The sequence below is a fragment of the Microbacterium trichothecenolyticum genome (assembly GCF_041938625.1).
GTDB classification, from domain to species: Bacteria; Actinomycetota; Actinomycetes; order Actinomycetales; family Microbacteriaceae; genus Microbacterium; species Microbacterium trichothecenolyticum_D.
In genome coordinates this window covers 4,105,780-4,121,295 of record NZ_CP169427.1, presented here as the reverse complement: position 1 = coordinate 4,121,295, position 15,516 = coordinate 4,105,780, and the positions used below count along the sequence as shown (strand labels likewise).

The 15,516-nt window shown below is 70.4% G+C and carries 15 protein-coding genes; 12 read left to right on the top strand and 3 right to left on the bottom strand.

The features are described from left to right. Nucleotides 1-50: 50 nt before the first annotated feature. Genes ACEYYH_RS19075 through ACEYYH_RS19065 form a run of 3 tightly spaced genes read left to right on the top strand, consistent with a single transcriptional unit; the run spans nucleotide 51 to nucleotide 4,017 of the window. On the top strand, nucleotides 51-1,559 hold the full coding sequence (locus tag ACEYYH_RS19075; protein ID WP_374975873.1) for an alpha-N-arabinofuranosidase: 1,509 nt from the start codon (nucleotides 51-53) through the stop codon (nucleotides 1,557-1,559). Between the two features lie 46 nt (nucleotides 1,560-1,605). Further along, nucleotides 1,606-2,988, top strand: a complete 1,383-nt coding sequence (locus ACEYYH_RS19070) for a glycoside hydrolase family 5 protein (protein ID WP_374975872.1) — start codon at nucleotides 1,606-1,608, stop codon at nucleotides 2,986-2,988. A gap of 15 nt (nucleotides 2,989-3,003) precedes the next feature. Next, a complete protein-coding gene (locus ACEYYH_RS19065) occupies nucleotides 3,004-4,017 on the top strand; it encodes a substrate-binding domain-containing protein (protein ID WP_374975871.1) in 1,014 nt (337 codons plus the stop codon). A 124-nt stretch (nucleotides 4,018-4,141) separates the two neighbouring features. Here ACEYYH_RS19065 and ACEYYH_RS19060 read toward each other — a convergent pair whose 3' ends face one another. Next, on the bottom strand, nucleotides 4,142-4,819 hold the full coding sequence (locus ACEYYH_RS19060; RefSeq protein ID WP_374975870.1) for a DUF4386 domain-containing protein: 678 nt from the start codon (nucleotides 4,817-4,819) through the stop codon (nucleotides 4,142-4,144). 99 nt (nucleotides 4,820-4,918) lie between these two features. On the opposite strand from ACEYYH_RS19060, the gene ACEYYH_RS19055 reads away from it, so the two are divergent. The 5 genes from ACEYYH_RS19055 (at nucleotide 4,919) to rocD (ending at nucleotide 8,885) form a co-directional block, all read left to right on the top strand. Then, the gene (locus ACEYYH_RS19055; RefSeq protein WP_374975869.1) at nucleotides 4,919-5,353 is read left to right on the top strand and encodes a hypothetical protein; all 435 of its coding nucleotides are present in this window, start codon (nucleotides 4,919-4,921) and stop codon (nucleotides 5,351-5,353) included. Beyond that, a complete protein-coding gene (locus tag ACEYYH_RS19050; protein WP_374975868.1) occupies nucleotides 5,353-5,568 on the top strand; it encodes a helix-turn-helix transcriptional regulator in 216 nt (71 codons plus the stop codon). Before ACEYYH_RS19055 ends, ACEYYH_RS19050 begins: the two co-directional genes overlap by 1 nt. A gap of 1 nt (nucleotide 5,569) precedes the next feature. Then, nucleotides 5,570-6,616: an NAD(P)-dependent alcohol dehydrogenase gene (locus ACEYYH_RS19045; protein ID WP_374975867.1), complete on the top strand. Its 1,047-nt coding sequence runs from the start codon at nucleotides 5,570-5,572 to the stop codon at nucleotides 6,614-6,616. 140 nt (nucleotides 6,617-6,756) lie between these two features. Next, nucleotides 6,757-7,641: a dimethylargininase gene (ddaH, locus tag ACEYYH_RS19040; protein WP_374975866.1), complete on the top strand. Its 885-nt coding sequence runs from the start codon at nucleotides 6,757-6,759 to the stop codon at nucleotides 7,639-7,641. Between the two features lie 17 nt (nucleotides 7,642-7,658). Then, the gene (gene rocD, locus ACEYYH_RS19035; RefSeq protein WP_374975865.1) at nucleotides 7,659-8,885 is read left to right on the top strand and encodes an ornithine--oxo-acid transaminase; all 1,227 of its coding nucleotides are present in this window, start codon (nucleotides 7,659-7,661) and stop codon (nucleotides 8,883-8,885) included. Between the two features lie 41 nt (nucleotides 8,886-8,926). On the opposite strand, the gene ACEYYH_RS19030 is transcribed toward rocD, so the two are convergent. Next, nucleotides 8,927-10,531 carry a molybdopterin-dependent oxidoreductase gene (locus ACEYYH_RS19030; RefSeq protein ID WP_374975864.1) on the bottom strand — a complete coding sequence of 535 codons (1,605 nt, stop codon included), beginning with the start codon at nucleotides 10,529-10,531 and terminating at the stop codon, nucleotides 8,927-8,929. Between the two features lie 89 nt (nucleotides 10,532-10,620). Here ACEYYH_RS19030 and ACEYYH_RS19025 point away from each other — a divergent pair, with 89 nt between their 5' ends. The 3 genes from ACEYYH_RS19025 to ACEYYH_RS19015 are packed head-to-tail and all read left to right on the top strand — an operon-like array spanning nucleotide 10,621 to nucleotide 14,197. After that, a complete protein-coding gene (locus ACEYYH_RS19025; RefSeq protein WP_374975863.1) occupies nucleotides 10,621-12,429 on the top strand; it encodes a circularly permuted type 2 ATP-grasp protein in 1,809 nt (602 codons plus the stop codon). Next, nucleotides 12,423-13,355, top strand: a complete 933-nt coding sequence (locus ACEYYH_RS19020) for an alpha-E domain-containing protein (RefSeq protein WP_374975862.1) — start codon at nucleotides 12,423-12,425, stop codon at nucleotides 13,353-13,355. The genes ACEYYH_RS19025 and ACEYYH_RS19020 overlap by 7 nt, the downstream gene beginning before the upstream one ends. Further along, nucleotides 13,352-14,197, top strand: coding sequence for a transglutaminase N-terminal domain-containing protein (locus tag ACEYYH_RS19015; protein ID WP_374975861.1), 846 nt, complete (start codon nucleotides 13,352-13,354; stop codon nucleotides 14,195-14,197). The genes ACEYYH_RS19020 and ACEYYH_RS19015 overlap by 4 nt, the downstream gene beginning before the upstream one ends. 15 nt (nucleotides 14,198-14,212) lie before the next feature. Here ACEYYH_RS19015 and ACEYYH_RS19010 read toward each other — a convergent pair whose 3' ends face one another. Then, nucleotides 14,213-14,359: a hypothetical protein gene (locus tag ACEYYH_RS19010; protein ID WP_374975860.1), complete on the bottom strand. Its 147-nt coding sequence runs from the start codon at nucleotides 14,357-14,359 to the stop codon at nucleotides 14,213-14,215. Between the two features lie 137 nt (nucleotides 14,360-14,496). Here ACEYYH_RS19010 and ACEYYH_RS19005 point away from each other — a divergent pair, with 137 nt between their 5' ends. Continuing rightward, entirely contained in the window at nucleotides 14,497-15,513 is a 1,017-nt protein-coding gene (locus tag ACEYYH_RS19005; RefSeq protein ID WP_374975859.1) for a LacI family DNA-binding transcriptional regulator, read from the top strand. The last annotated feature ends 3 nt before the right edge of the window (nucleotides 15,514-15,516 follow it).

Sequence of the window (15,516 nt, the reverse complement as noted above, 5' to 3'; positions counted from 1 at the left end):
GACGAGCCTGCGTCGCCGCACCCGGTTCGCCCCTGCCCTGAAAGAGAAGAATGATCCACGCACACCTCACTGTCGACCCTCACTTCGTGGTCGGACCGATCAACCGACGTCTCTTCGGCTCGTTCGTCGAGCACTTGGGCCGATGCGTGTACGACGGGATCTACGAACCCTCGCACGCGACGGCCGACGAGGATGGGTTCCGGTACGACGTGATCGAGCTGGTGCGTGAGCTCGGCGTCTCGACGGTCCGCTATCCCGGTGGCAACTTCGTCTCCGGATACCGCTGGGAGGATGCCACCGGCCCGCGCGAGGAGCGTCCACGACGACTGGACCTCGCCTGGCACTCCACCGAGACCAACGAGATCGGGCTGGACGAGTTCGCGACGTGGCTGGAGAAGGTCGATGGCGAGCTGATGTACGCCATCAACCTCGGCACCCGGGGAGTCCTCGAGGCGCTCGACGTCCTGGAATATGCAAACCTGCGGTCGGGGACGTTCTGGGCCGACAAGCGCGTCGCGAACGGACGCCGGGAACCGCATGACATCCGTATGTGGTGCCTGGGCAACGAGATGGACGGCCCGTGGCAGCTCGGTCACAGCAGCGCTGCCGAGTATGCGCAGCTCGCCGCGACGACCGCGGCGGCCATGCGGCAGGTCGATCCCGACCTCGAACTAGTCGTATGCGGCAGCTCGGGCGCCCAGATGCCGACGTTCGGCGAGTGGGAGCGCGTCGTGCTGGAGAAGACGTATGACGACGTCGACTTCATCTCCTGTCATGCCTACTACGAACCGGTCGGCGGCGACTACGCCACCTTCCTCGCGTCGGGCGTCAACATGGACCGCTTCATCGAAGCGGTCGTCGCGACGGCCGACTCGGTCAAGGCGGTCGTTCGCAGCGACAAGAACATCAACATCTCGTTCGACGAGTGGAACGTGTGGTACCAGTCCCGCTATAACGACGTCGACCGGATCACGGACGTGCAGACGTGGCCAGTCGCGCCGCGCCTGCTCGAGGACTCGTACTCGGTGCTCGACGCGGTCGTGTTCGGCAGCCTCATGATCTCGCTCATCCGTCACGCGGACCGCGTGACCTCGGCGAGCCTCGCGCAGCTGGTGAACGTCATCGCGCCCATCATGACCGAGCCGGGCGGGCCGGCTTGGCGACAGACCACGTTCTACCCCTTCTCGCTCACGTCGAAGCTCGCCCGCGGCACCGCGCTCGAGCTGCGTCTGGACAGCCCCACATATCAGACCGAGCAGTACGGCGAGGTGAGCGTCGTCGACGCCGTCGCGACGCACGACGCAGGCGGTGGGACGACGATCTTCGCCGTCAACCGCAGCCTGACCGACGAGGTGACCCTCGAGATCGACACCCGCGCACTCGGCGGCGTCAGGGGGGCTGAAGCGATCTCGCTCTTCGACGACGACATCCACGCCGCGAACACGCTGGAGCACCAGGACCGCGTGACACCGAAGGCGAACGCCTCCGTCGAGGTCGGGGAGGCGACCGTGACGATCACCCTGCCACCGGTGTCGTGGACCGTTCTCACCCTGGCCTGAACCGCCGCACACCCGATGCGCTGCGGCGCACCCTCGAGAGGACCACATGACACACCCGGGCCCCCTTCGCGTCGACGGCACGCGCATCGTCGCGGGGGACACTCCCGTCACCCTCCGAGGCTTCGGCCTCGGAGGGTGGATGAACATGGAGAACTTCATCACCGGCTACGCCGGGTCGGAGGCGCAGCAGCGGCGGGCGCTGCGGCGCGTGCTGGGCGACGACGGATATGAGCGCTTCTTCGCGAGGTTCCTGGCCGAGTTCTTCACCGACGAGGATGCCGCGTTCCTCCAGTCGCTCGGCCTGAACTCGCTGCGGATCCCCTTCAACTACCGGCACTTCGAGGACGACGGCGAGCCCTTCGTCATCAAGCAGGAGGGCTTCGCCCTCCTCGACCGCGTCGTCGACGCGTGCGCACGCCACGGGATCTACACGATCCTCGACCTGCACGCTCTGCCCGGTGCGCAGAACCAGCACTGGCACAGCGACAACCCCACCCAGTGGGCGTCCTTCTGGTCGCAGCGTCAGTTCCAGGACCGCGTGGTGAACCTGTGGGAGGCGATCGCCGAGCATTACCGCGGCAATCCGTGGGTCGCCGGCTACAACCCCGTGAACGAGCCCGCGGATGCGCACGGATCGGCGATCGGCCCCTTCTATCGACGCCTGGAGTCCGCCATCCGTGCCGTCGACCCCGACCACATCCTGTTCCTCGACGGCAACCGGTACTCGACGCAGTTCGACCAGCTCGGCGACCCTCTTCCCAACTGCGTCTACACCGCGCACGACTACGCGCTGCCGGGGTTCGTGGACGGTGGCCCCTACCCGGGCGTGTCACGAGGCCAGTACATCGATCGGGACCGCGTCGAGCAGACCTTCCTGGAGCGGACCGCCTACATGCGCGAGACGGGAACGCCGATCTGGGTGGGGGAGTTCGGTCCCGTCTACACCGGGGACCCGGCGAAGGACGTGGAGCGGTACCGGCTGCTGCAGGATCAGCTCGAGGTCTTCGCCCGCTACGACGCGAGCTGGGCGCTGTGGACGTACAAGGACATCGGACTGCAGGGCGTCGTCACCGCCGACCCGGAGTCCGCGTATCTTCGCCGCCTCGCGCCCTTCCTCGAGAAGAAGGCGCGTCTCGGGGTCGACTCCTGGGGATCGACGGATGCCGGCGTACGCGACATCCTGGATCCGATCGAGCGTCTGTTCGCGGACGAGTTCCCGGACTTCCAGCCGTATCCCTGGGGCGCGCGTCGCTGGATCCACGGGCATGTGCGCCACGTCATGCTCGCCGAGGCCATGGTCGACGACTTCGCCCGCGCGTTCACCGGCGTCGGGGCCGACGAGGCCGAACAGCTCGCAGACGCGTTCTCTTTCCGGAACTGCCGGGTCCGGGAGGGGCTCGCGACGATCTTGCGACACGCAGCGCACTGAACAACGGGCAGCGGGATGGCGCAGACCAAGCGGGTGACCCTCAACGAGATCGCCGCCCAGACCGGTGTCTCGGTGACGACGATCTCGAAGGTGCTCAACGGGGCGGCCGACGTGTCGTCCGCGACGCGTGAGCTCGTCGAGGATCACCTCCGCACGAGCGGATATCGGCGCAGGCGCAGCACGCAGCGCCGGGAGTACATCGAGGTCGTTCTCCACGCGCTCGGCGGGGACTGGGCGCTCGCGGTCATCGAGGGGGTCCGCGAGAGCGCGGCGCGCGTGGGCATGGCGGTCTCGCTCTCGGTGAGCGGCGACCGGCATTCCCCCGGTCGTGAATGGCTGGACGCCGTCATCCGGCGCCGACCGACGGGGATCATCCTGCTCTTCGCCGATGTCCCCGCAGAAGGGCGCGAGGCACTGAAGGCGCGAGGCATCCCGTTCGTCATCATCGACCCGGCCGGCGACCCCGCGCCCGGGATCCCCGCCGTCGGCTCCGCGAATTGGTCGGGGGGCGTCGCGGCCACCAGACACCTGCTGGAGCTGGGACATCGGCGCATCGCTGCGATCACGGGTCCGGAGCAGGTGATGTGCTCGCTTGCCCGGCTGGACGGCTACCGCGCGGCCATGATGTCGGCCGGAGTGGCCGTCGAGCCGGAGTGGATCCGCTTCGGCGACTTCCAGCGCGACGGCGGGGAGCGGCACGCTGCGGCGCTGCTGCGCCTGACGGACCCTCCGACGGCGATCTTCGCCGGGAACGACCTCCAGGCCCTCGGCGTGCTGCACGCGGCCGCCGCAGCGGGGGTCGCGGTGCCTCGCGAGCTGTCGGTCGTCGGATTCGACGATCTGCCGATCGCGCAACTGGCCAGCCCGCGGCTGACGACCATCCGCCAGCCGCTGCGTGAGATGGCGGAGCACGCGACCCGCCTGGTGCTCGAGTCGCTGGAGAACCCGCAGCCGAAGGTGACGCGAGTGGAACTCGCGACGTCGCTCGTCGTCCGGGACTCGACAGCCGCTCCCGCGCAATCCGCCTGAGGGGCGGCGAGCCGAAACCCGAGACGACGGTCGCCGGCGGGGCGCTACTGCCAGCACCCCAGGTTGACGGTGATCTTCTCGGCGACCGTCGTCAGCGTGCGCGCCGCACGCGACGCCGCGAGGCTCATGGCCGGGGCCGTCCGATCGGCTCGCTGAGCTTCGAGCCGGTCTCCGGCAGCAGCGCTGGACGGATGCCGCGGACCAGCAGGTAGCCGACCATCCAGAGCTCGCCGACGGTGGCCGGGATGACGATCAGGTCCGCCGCCACGTCGGCGGTGCCGGGGAGGGCGGCCGAGAGCACCGCGTTCACGACGTAGCCGACGCCGCCGACCACGAGGATCCAGCCGAGGACGCGGGGCATACGCCTCGTGGAGACCGCGAACCAGCCCATCGGCACGAGCCACAGGCCGAAGAACACGGCGCCGACCGTCCAGAACGCATCGGCGACGACGCGCAGCAGGGGCGCAGCATCCGTTCCCGTCGCGATCGCAGGATCGAGCGAGACCGCGAGTGCTGCGGTGAGCATCGCGGCGCTGCCCAGCACCGCGAGGGCGTTGCCCATGCCGAACGTCGCGACCGCGAAAGCGGCGACGGGCCGGTCCTCCCGGTAGAGGGCGAAGAACCCGACCGCGGCGAGCGACTGCGCGAGCACCACGCCGACTTCGAACGCAATCCCGAGCTGCGCTGTGCCGAAGGACTCGCTCGCGAGAGGGCGCACGAGCAGGAAGCCGAGGCCGCCGAGGACGGCGAGGGCGAGGTAGGCGCCGCCGGTCCAGCGGGCGGTGCGGAGGAGCGTGGACATGTCGGATCCCTTCGACGTGTGTGTAAAAGATTCTTGACACGCACGGTAGACCCGCCTATGTTCAGTGTCAAGAATCTTTTACACACCCCGGGAGGTGCCATGGTCTACGAAGAGCGCAACATCTGGGCGGGCCTCATCGTCAGCGTGATCGCGATGATCGTCTATGTGGTGATCGTGCTGCAGCAGGCCGCCGGCGGGCCGCTGACCGACGTCGACTGGGTGCCGATCATGCTGTGGGTCATCGGCGGCAGCATCGTCGTCGTGATCCTGGTGAGCATCGTGTGGGGCATTCTCGCGGGCATGCGCGACCCCGACGGCGTGGGCAAGAGCGACCAGCGCGACCGCGACATCGCGCACATGTCGACGCGCGTGGGCCAGGCGTTCCTCGTGATCGCCGGGCTGGGCGTGATCATCCTGTGCGCGTTCGAGGCCGACTGGTTCTGGATCGCCAACACCATGTTCTTCGGTTTCGCGCTGTCGTCGATCGTCGGCGGCATCGCGAGCGTCGTCGCGTACCGTCGCGGGCTCGTCTGATGGTCAAGCCCACCAAAGTCCAGAACTCCATCCGCGCCGTGCGCGAGGCGGCGGGCATCACGCAGGCCGAGCTCGCGCGCCAGGTGGGAGTCACCCGGCAGACCCTCATCGCCATCGAGCAGGGCCGGTACTCGCCGACCCTCGAACTCGCCTTCCAGCTCGCCCGCGCCTTCGGCGTCGGGCTCGACGACCTCTTCGACTACCCGGAGGAATGACATGTCCGAGACGCTTCCCGGGCCCGCGGCCCTGCGCACCGATTCGATGCCCGCCTGGACGCAGCATCGCTACGGCGAGGCCGACACGGTCTCGCTCGAGAACATCGAGGTGCCGGCGCCACGCCGCGGCCAGGTGCTCCTGCGCCTGCGCGCGACCGGCCTGAACAACGGCGACATCCGCGTCATGCGCGGTGAGCCTCTCCTCGTGCGCTTCGCGTTCGGCCTGCGACGCCCCCGCCAGTCGGTGCGGGGGATGGATGCTGCGGCCACCGTCGTCGCGCTGGGTGAAGGTGTCAGCGGGCTCGCGGTCGGCGACGAGGTCGTCGGCGAGCTGCCGGCGGGCGGCGGGCTGGCGAGGTATGCGGTCTGCCCGGCATCGCGGCTCGTGGCTCGGCCCGCTGCGCTCGATCCGGTGATCGCCGCGACCCTGCCGGTCGCGGCAGGGACAGCGTGGCAGGCACTGGAGCTCGGAGGAGTCACGGATGCTGCGGTGCCGGGTGCGGCGCCGCAGCGGGTGCTCGTGATCGGGGCGTCGGGAGGTGTCGGCACGTTCGCGGTGCAGCTGGCGGCGGGGCGCGGCGCCGAGGTGTGGGCGCTGTGCGGGGACCGCAACCGCGCGCTCGTCGAGGGGCTCGGGGCGTCGCGAACCTTCGACTACCGCGCGGTGCAGCCGGGATCGCCCGAGATCGGGGAGGGGCGCTTCGACACCGTCCTCGACATCGCCGGCACCGCGCCCCTGCGGGAGCTGCAGCGGCTTGTGCGGGACGGCGGACGCGTGGTGCTGGTGTCGGGGGAGGGCGGGCGCGTCCTCGGTCCGATCGGGCGCATCGCCGGGGCATCCGTCCGATCGATCGGCTCGAGACGACCGTTGCGTCCGCTCGCCGCGGTCCCGAAGCAGGACGTGCTGAACCAGCTGGTCGCGCTCGCCGCGGCGGGGAGCCTCCGCCCGGTCCTCGAGCGCCGGTACCCGTTCGCGGAGGCGGGCACCGCGCTGGCGCGCGTCGCCGACGGCCATGTGGCGGGCAAGGTGGTCGTGCTCGCGGACTGATCGGGCGGCAGCATCCGGTGTCTGCATTTCCCGGTCGTGTGCGGCGTCCGTGAGACAATGGACGAGGCGTGCCCGGTTGACGGCTTCCTCAGCTCCGCCGGGCCTCTGGACAGCGTCCGCCGCGCCTCTACAGGAGCAAGATGTCCACGCAGAACACCGCGCCCGCCACCGCCCGGGTCACCGGGTCCGCCTCCGGCCGGATCCAGCAGATCCGCCGCTACCTGATGTGCCGCCCCGAGCACTTCACGGTCAGCTACACCATCAACCCCTGGATGGAGCCGGCCAACCCCACCGACACCGCGCTCGCGGTGCGTCAGTGGCAGACGCTCTACGACACCTACCTCGCGCTCGGCCACGAGGTGCACCTGATCGACCCGATCGAGGGCCTGCCCGACATGGTCTACACCGCCAACGGCGGCTTCGTCATCGACAACGTCGCCTACGGCGCGAAGTTCCGATTCCAGGAGCGCGTGCCCGAGGGCCCCGCGTTCATGGAGTGGTTCCGCGACAACGGCTTCGAGGTCGCCGAGCCCGTCGAGGTCAACGAGGGCGAGGGCGACTTCCTGCTCGTCGGCGACACGATCCTCGCCGGCACCGGCTTCCGCTCGACCGGCGACAGCCACCGCGAGCTCGGGGACGTCTTCGGCAAGCAGGTCGTGAGCCTCAACCTCATCGACCCGCGGTTCTACCACCTCGACACCGCCATCTCGGTGCTCGATCCGGTAGAGGGTCCCGGCGGCGTCGAGAGGGCCAACATCGCGTACCTCGAGCACGCGTTCGACGCGCGCAGCCAGGCGATCCTCGCCGAGCGCTACCCCGATGCGATCCGCGTCGCCGACGCCGACGGCGCCGTGTTCGGCCTCAACTCGGCGAGCGACGGGCTCAACGTGATCATCTCGCCGCGCGCGACCGGCTTCGAGGCGCAGCTGCGCGAGCGCGGCTACAACCCGGTGCTCGTCGACCTGTCGGAGCTCCTGCTCGGCGGCGGCGGCATCAAGTGCTGCACGCTCGAGCTGCGGCGCTGAGCGCAAGAGGAGACCTCATGACCACCGCCTCCGCCTCCCTCGATGCCGCGATGAGCCAGATCATCGCCGCCGAGGAAGAGCACGTCGCCCACAACTACCACCCGCTCCCGGTCGTGATCTCGCGTGGCGAGGGCGCGTGGGTGACCGATGTCGAGGGCAAGCGCTACCTCGATCTGCTCTCGGCCTACTCCGCCCTCAACTTCGGGCACGGGCACCCCGCGATCCTCGCTGCCGCGCAGGAGCAGCTGAACCGCCTGACCCTCACCAGCCGTGCGTATCACAACGACCGCCTCGGCCCCTTCGCCGCCGCGCTCGCAGAGCTGTGCGGCAAGGAGCTCGTGCTGCCGATGAACACCGGCGCCGAGGCCGTCGAGACCGGCATCAAGGTCGCGCGCGCGTGGGGCTACCGTGTCAAAGGCGTGGCCCCGGACGCCGCGAAGATCGTCGTCGCCCACGGCAACTTCCACGGCCGCACGACCACGATCGTCGGCTTCAGCGACGACCCGCAGGCGCGCGCCGACTTCGGTCCGTTCACGCCCGGTTTCATCTCCGTGCCGTTCGGCGACGCCGCGGTCATCGACGCCGCGATCACGGCCGACACCGTCGCGGTGCTCATCGAGCCGATCCAGGGCGAAGCGGGCGTCGTCCTCCCGCCCGAGGGGTACCTGAAGAGGGTGCGCGAGATCTGCACCCGTCGCGGCGTGCTGTTCATCGCCGACGAGATCCAGTCCGGCCTCGGCCGCGTCGGCGAGACGTTCGCGTGCGATCGCGAGGGTGTCGTGCCCGACGTCTACCTCCTCGGCAAGGCGCTGGGCGGCGGCATCCTTCCGCTCTCGGCCGTCGTCGCCGACCGCGACGTGCTCGGGGTCATCCGGCCGGGCGAGCACGGTTCGACGTTCGGCGGCAACCCGCTGGCGGCCGCCGTCGGGCTGCGGGTCGTCGAGATGCTGGAGACCGGCGAGTTCCAGAGCCGCGCGAAGCTCCTCGGCGAGCACCTCGAGGCGAAGCTGCAGGAGCTCGTGGGGCACGGGGTGACGGCGGTGCGCGTCGCGGGCCTCTGGGCCGGCGTCGACATCGACCCCGAGGTGGGCACCGGCCGCGAGATCGCCGAACGGCTCATCGCACGCGGAGTGCTCGTGAAGGACACGCACGGCCAGACCATCCGCATCGCGCCGCCGCTCGTCGTGCGCGCGACCGAGCTGGACTGGGCGGTCGAGCAGCTGCGCTTCGTGCTCGCGGGCTGACGGAGCGCAGGCCCGGCAGGGTGTGCGCCTGCGGTGCGGAATCAGGCCACGTCGACGTTGAGCTGCTGCCAGCCCGTGGCGCCGTCCGGCGCCGGCCACGCGTCGGTCTCGATCTGCAGCTCGCCCTTCGTGTTCGTGGCGCGGCAGCGGATCGCGTGGGAGCCGGCCTCCGCCTTCCAGGGGATCGACCACTGCACCCAGGTGTCGTCCGAGATCGCTGTCGCGAGCGTGGCCTCGCGCCATGGACCGCCGTCGATCTGCACCTCGACCTTCGCGATGCCGACGTGCTGGTGCCACGCGACCCCGGCGATCGTGGTCTCGCCGGGCGCCATGCCGTGGCCGCGGCGCGGGAGGTCGATGCGCGACTGCAGCTTGATCGGGCCCCTCGCCGACCAGCCGCGCGTCGTCCAGTAGGCGTCCGCCCGATCGAACCGTGTGACCTCGAGCTCGGTGACCCACTTGGTCGCCGAGACGTAGCCGTATAGTCCCGGCACCACCATGCGCACCGGGAAGCCGTGCTCGGGTGGCAGCGGCTCGTCGTTCATGCCGATCGCGAGGATCGCGTCGCGCGTCTCCTCCTGCAGCACCTCGAGCGGCGTGCTCGCGGTGAAGCCGTCGATCGAGCGCGACAGCACCATGTCGGCCTCCGCCGTCGGTCGCGCCCGTTCGAGGAGCAGCCGGATCGGATAGCCGAGCCACTTCGCATTGCCGATGAGATCGCCGCCGACGGGGTTGGACACGCACGCGAGCGTGGTCCAGCTCTCCTCCAGGGGGAGGGCGAGCAGCTCGTCCCACCCGATCTCGACCTCCCGTTCGACCAGTCCGTGGATGCGCAGGCTCCAGTCGCCCGGGTCGATCTGCGGCACCACGAGCGCCGTGTCGATCCGGTAGAAGCTCGCGTTCGGGGTGACGACGGGCGTCATCCCGACGACGTCGAGCTGAGCCCCCGCCGGCACCGGCGGGGCCGCGACGGCGGGCGCGGGCAGACGCAGCGCGCGGCGCACGGCGTCGATGCTGCGTGACCCTGCCTGCAGCGCCGTCCCCGCGATCGCGGCGAGCACTCCGACCGCGGTCGCCGCACCGGCCCACACGAGGAAACGGCGGCGCGAGGGGTGTTCGTCGCCGGGTACGTCGCTGTCGCCGGCCCTCGCCGCAGAGGCGGGGGACGAGGCATCCGCGGTCCGTCTCGCGAGCCGGGCGAGCAGCCGGAGCCCTGCCGCGGCGACGAGCCCTGCCGCGAGCGAGGGCAGCCACGCGAGTCCGGTCGCCCCGGCGCGGGTCATCGCGAGCACGGCGACGATGACGCCGAGTGCCGCGAACACGGTGGCGCCGAACCAGGGTCGGCGCAGCTCCAGCACACCGACGCCCGCCGCTGCGACCAGCAGCACCACGGCGATCCCGATGAGCAGCGCGAGCTTGTCGGCCGTGCCGAACAGCGAGATCGCGGCATCCTTCGCCCATGACGGCGCGAGGTCGATGAGCACGCCGCCGACGACGGAGAACGGGCTCGACGACGGTGCGACCACCGCGGCGACCAGCTCGCCGATGCCGGCGCCGAGCACGACGGATGCGACACCCGCCGCCGCGCCGAAGAGTGCCGAGGCCTTCGGGGCGGCGCGCGTCGCGTCGCTCGCCACACGAGTCATAGCGGGAGCATACGTCCGATCCGGCATCGCGTGGCCGGGAGAACGGCTCGGAAACACGACCGCAACGAAGGCCCCATTAGGCTCTTCGCATGGGTGATCTGTTCGACGGCTACGGCTCCACGCTGGCGCCGCGCAAGACGCCCTCGGGGGTACCCGCGTTCGACGAGATGTTCGGGAGCCCGGCTCACCCGGGTGCGCCGGCCGAGTCGCGCGAGGCCTATCGAGAGCTCTACCAGGCGCTCGCGCAGATGACCCAGGAGGAGCTGCGCGGGCGCACCGATTCGCTCGCGAGCTCGTACCTCGCGCAGGGCGTGACGTTCGACTTCGCGGGCGAGGAACGGCCCTTCCCGCTGGATGCGGTGCCCCGCGTGATCACCTACGACGAGTGGTCGCGCATCGAGGCGGGCGTCAAGCAGCGCGTGCGGGCGCTCGAGGCCTTCCTCGACGACGCGTACGGGCATCAGTTCTGCGTGCGCGACGAGGTGCTGCCCGCCGGACTCATCGCGAGCTCGCAGTACTTCTACCGCCAGGCCGCCGGTATCCACTCGGCCAACGGCGTGCGCATCCAGGTGTCGGGCATCGACCTGATCCGCGACGAGCACGGCGAGATGCGCGTTCTCGAAGACAACGTGCGCGTGCCGTCCGGCGTCAGCTACGTCATCTCGAACCGCCGGGTCATGGCGCAGACGCTGCCCGAACTGTTCGTCTCGATGCGGGTGCGCCCCGTCGGCGACTATCCGAACAAGCTCCTCGCGGCCCTCCGCGCCTCCGCCCCGCCCGGCGTCGAGGACCCGAACGTCGTGGTGCTGACGCCGGGTGTCTACAACTCGGCGTACTTCGAGCACACGCTGCTCGCGCGGCTGATGGGCGTCGAACTCGTCGAGGGCCGCGACCTGCTCTGCATCGGCGGCAAGGTCTTCATGCGCACGACCCGCGGCCCGAAGCGCGTCGACGTCATCTACCGCCGCGTCGACGACGAGTTCCTCGACCCGCTGCAGTTCCGCGCCGACTCGATGCTCGGGGCTCCCGGCCTCATGCTCGCCGCGCGCCTCGGCAACGTGACGATCGCGAACGCGGTGGGCAACGGCGTCGCCGACGACAAGCTGCTCTACACCTACGTGCCCGACCTCATCCGGTACTACCTCGCGGAGGAGCCGATCCTCAAGAACGTCGACACGTGGCGCCTCGAAGAGCCGAACGCCCTCGAGGAGGTGCTCGACCGGCTCGACGAGCTCGTCGTGAAGCCCGTCGACGGCTCGGGCGGCAAGGGCCTCGTCGTGGGGCCGGATGCGTCACCCGCCGAGCTCGAGAAGCTCCGCAAGAACCTGCTCGCCGATCCCCGCGGCTGGATCGCGCAGCCCGTGGTCATGCTCTCGACCATCCCCACCCTCGTCGAGGACGGGATGCGCCCGCGCCACGCCGACCTCCGCCCCTTCGCGGTGAACGACGGAGAGGACGTGTGGGTGCTCCCCGGCGGCCTCACCCGTGTGGCCCTGCCCGAGGGGCAGCTCGTGGTGAACTCCAGCCAGGGCGGCGGGTCGAAGGACACCTGGATCGTCGGCGGCGCCGCACCCGGTCAGGTCGAGTACGGCCAGGGACAGAGCGTCGCGGGCCTCGTCGCCGACCAGGCCGCCACGGTGACGGCGGCGATCCCGATCATCTACGACGCCCAGACCGAGCCCGCGCACTCGCCGCAGGACCGCCCGCGCTCGCGCGTCGAGCAGCAGGAGCAGCAGCAGCAGGCCCCCGAGCTTGCCGAGGCCGCAGCATCCGTCATCCCCGCCCGCGAGTCGATGCCTTCCGTCCGGCTCGATGCGTTCCGCGCACCCGAATCGCCTCGACTCGATCGCAGTGCATCGACTCGCGTTCGGGGTATCGACGGGAGCACCTCATGCTGAGTCGCATCGCTGAAAGCCTGTTCTGGATCGGGCGTTACATCGAACGCAGCGACGGCACCGCCCGCATCCTGGACGTGCACCTGCAGCTGCTCCTCGAGGACCCGTGGATCGACGAAGACACCGCCTGCCGGTCGCTGCTGAGCGTCATGGGCTCGGTGCCGCCCGACGGCGTCGACCAGGTGCGCCGCGAAGACGTGCTCGCGCGTCTCGCCGTCGACCGGATGAACCCGTCGAGCATCGCGTACGCCCTCACCGCCGCGCGCGAGAACGCCCGCCGCGCCCGCGAGATCGTGTCGACGGAGCTGTGGGAGACGCTCAACACCACGAGCGCCCGGATGCCGCGCCGCCTGCAGAACGACCGCGTACACGAGTTCTTCCAGTGGGTGCGCGAGCGCGCGGCGCTCGCCGTCGGCATCGTCGACTCGTCGACGAGCCGCGACGAGGCCTGGCAGTTCTTCACCCTGGGGCGCAGCATCGAGCGCACAGACATGACCGCTCGCCTGCTGGCGACGCGTTCGCTGACCGAGGCGTCCGGTCCGTCGTGGACCACGATCCTGCGCTCGTGCGGCGCCTACGAGGCGTACCTTCGCACGTACCGCGGCATGCCCAGCGCCCGCAACGCCGCCGAGTTCCTGCTCCTCGACCGGCTCTTCCCCCGCTCGATCATCTACTCGATCCAGCGCGCCGAGGAGTGCATGAGCGCCATCGACCCCCGCGCCGACCGCGTGGGCCACTCCAACACGGTGCTGCGGGCCCTCGGCCAGATCCGCAACGACCTCGAGTACCGGCCGATCTCCGAGATCCTCGGCGAGCTGCCGACGCACATGGACCGCGTCCAGACCGTCACGCGCGAGGCATCCGAAGCCATCCGCGGGCGGTTCTTCCCGACCCAGGCCGAGCCCAGCTGGATCGGAGAGATCTCATGAAGCGCCTCCGGATCGAGCACCAGACCGGCTTCAGCTACCAGGGCGACGTGACCGCGTCGTACAACGAGGCGCGCATGCTGCCGGGCTCCACCGACAGCCAGTTCGTGCTCAACGCGTCGCTCGACATCGAGCCGTCGACCTCCGTCAACCAGTACGTCGACTACTTCGGCACGCGGGTCGCCGCGTTCGACGTACTGTCGCCCCACTCCTCGCTCACGATCACCGCGCGTTCGCTCGTCGAGGTGCGTCCGCGGCCGCTCGAGCACGTCGACGTCACCTGGGAAGGTCTCGCCCGTGAAGCGAGCCGCTCGCTCGAGACCGTCGAGCAGATGTCGCAGACGCGGCGCACGGTGCCCCACGAGGAGGTCGTCGAGCTCGCCCGGTCGATCGCCGCGCAGCACGACCACCCCGGCCGGGCCGCCCACGCGATCGCCGTCGCGATCGGCGACGCCGTCGAGTACATGCACGGCATCACCGGTGTGCACTCGACCGCGGCCGAGGCGTGGGAGGCGCGCAAGGGCGTCTGCCAGGACATGGCGCACATCGCGCTCGGCGCGCTGCGCGAGGTCGGCATCCCGGCACGCTACGTGTCGGGGTACCTGCACCCGCGCCCGTCGGCCGAGGTCGGAGTCGCGGTGACGGGCGAGTCCCACGCGTGGATCGAGTGGTTCGCGGGCGAGTGGCAGGGCTTCGACCCCACGAACAACATCGAGATCGGCGACCGCCACGTGCTCGTCGGCCGCGGTCGCGACTACGGCGACGTCCCGCCGCTGCGCGGCGTGTACGCCGGCCCGTTCAAGAGCAACCTCCACGTCAAGGTGACGATCACCCGCGAGGCGTAGGCCCCCGGCCCGGGCTCAGGCCGGGGGATTGTCGGGGTCGAGCGTCTCGAGGGTGTCCTCTTCGACGGGGTTGTCGGCCTCGAGCTGCTCCTCGGTGGTCTCGTCGCCGCCGATCGGGCTGTCGCCCTCGGGAGTCTCGTCTTCGGTTCGCCGTTCGTCCATACCGGTCACGGTAGCGGCGGACGGATGCTGCGTCCCGGGGCTTGACGGAGCCGGCAGGTGCGCTCGTCCGCGGGTGGACGACGCTTTCCCGGTCCGGGAAGGTACGTTGGCCCTGCAGGACCTTCCCGAGGAGCGGAATGACCGGGGCCAGACCACAACGCCCCGCGACGATCGAAGATGTCGCGGTCGCGGCCGGCGTGTCGCGTGCCGCGGTGTCGAAGGTGCTGCGAAACGCGTACGGGGTGAGCGACGCGATGCGCGAGCGGGTCACCGCGGCGATGACCGAGCTCAACTACCGCCCGAAGATCGCCGCCCGCGCGATGCGCGGGCGCACGTTCACGATCGGGATCGAGCTGCCTGGTCTCGGGAACCAGTTCTTCACCCGCATCGTCCAGGGCGCGACGACCGCGATCGAGGGCACGTCGTACCAGCTCATCATCGCGCCCGCAGAGGCCGGGTCCCGGGAGGGGCTGCGCGCGCTCGAAGCACTGGTCGACCGTCAGGTCGACGGCGTCATCGCGGTGTCACCGCGCGTCGATCCGGCCGGACTCGAACGCATCGCCGCATCGGTGCCCGTGGTGATGTTCGGGCGGCACGATATCTCTGAACGCTACGACGTGGTGGCCGGCGACGACGCGGCGGGCACGCGGATCGCGATGCGGCACCTGTTCGACCTCGGGCACCGGCGCATCGCGCACCTGACACTGGAGGAATCCGACGACACCGATCCCTACCCGCACGGCGTGCGCCTGCGGGAGTACGAGGCGGCCATGGCGGAGGCAGGGCGCGCCGACGACCGAGTGGTCTGGCGCTGTGACGAGGGCGGGGTTCCCTCATACGCCGTCGTGCGCCGTGCCATGGAGTCTGCGACACCGGTCACCGCGGTGTTCGCCGCCCATGACGAGCTGGCCTTCGGGGCGATGAGCGCAGCGCACGACGCCGGTGTTCCGCTCGCGGTGGTCGGCTACGACGACGTGCCGATGGCCTCGCATCCCGCCCTCGGGCTGACCACTGTGCACCAGCCCGGCGAAGCGATGGGAGCCCGCGCAGTCGAGATGCTGTTCGAGCGCTTCGCGGGCCGCGCGGAGGCGGTGCGCGAGGTCTTCGCGGCCGAGCTCAGGGTGCGCACCTCCGCGCCGGCGCCCGCAGGCTGACCA

Coding starts and splice junctions, on each gene's coding strand:
- ACEYYH_RS19070 (WP_374975872.1), top strand. CDS start 1,606: ATGACACACCCGGGCCCCCTTCGCGTCGACGGCACGCGCATCGTCGCG.
- ddaH (WP_374975866.1), top strand. CDS start 6,757: ATGTCCACGCAGAACACCGCGCCCGCCACCGCCCGGGTCACCGGGTCC.
- ACEYYH_RS19045 (WP_374975867.1), top strand. CDS start 5,570: ATGTCCGAGACGCTTCCCGGGCCCGCGGCCCTGCGCACCGATTCGATG.
- ACEYYH_RS19055 (WP_374975869.1), top strand. CDS start 4,919: ATGGTCTACGAAGAGCGCAACATCTGGGCGGGCCTCATCGTCAGCGTG.
- ACEYYH_RS19060 (WP_374975870.1), bottom strand. CDS start 4,819: ATGTCCACGCTCCTCCGCACCGCCCGCTGGACCGGCGGCGCCTACCTC.
- ACEYYH_RS19020 (WP_374975862.1), top strand. CDS start 12,423: ATGCTGAGTCGCATCGCTGAAAGCCTGTTCTGGATCGGGCGTTACATC.
- ACEYYH_RS19010 (WP_374975860.1), bottom strand. CDS start 14,359: ATGGACGAACGGCGAACCGAAGACGAGACTCCCGAGGGCGACAGCCCG.
- ACEYYH_RS19075 (WP_374975873.1), top strand. CDS start 51: ATGATCCACGCACACCTCACTGTCGACCCTCACTTCGTGGTCGGACCG.
- ACEYYH_RS19025 (WP_374975863.1), top strand. CDS start 10,621: ATGGGTGATCTGTTCGACGGCTACGGCTCCACGCTGGCGCCGCGCAAG.
- ACEYYH_RS19015 (WP_374975861.1), top strand. CDS start 13,352: ATGAAGCGCCTCCGGATCGAGCACCAGACCGGCTTCAGCTACCAGGGC.
- ACEYYH_RS19030 (WP_374975864.1), bottom strand. CDS start 10,531: ATGACTCGTGTGGCGAGCGACGCGACGCGCGCCGCCCCGAAGGCCTCG.
- ACEYYH_RS19005 (WP_374975859.1), top strand. CDS start 14,497: ATGACCGGGGCCAGACCACAACGCCCCGCGACGATCGAAGATGTCGCG.
- ACEYYH_RS19050 (WP_374975868.1), top strand. CDS start 5,353: ATGGTCAAGCCCACCAAAGTCCAGAACTCCATCCGCGCCGTGCGCGAG.
- rocD (WP_374975865.1), top strand. CDS start 7,659: ATGACCACCGCCTCCGCCTCCCTCGATGCCGCGATGAGCCAGATCATC.
- ACEYYH_RS19065 (WP_374975871.1), top strand. CDS start 3,004: ATGGCGCAGACCAAGCGGGTGACCCTCAACGAGATCGCCGCCCAGACC.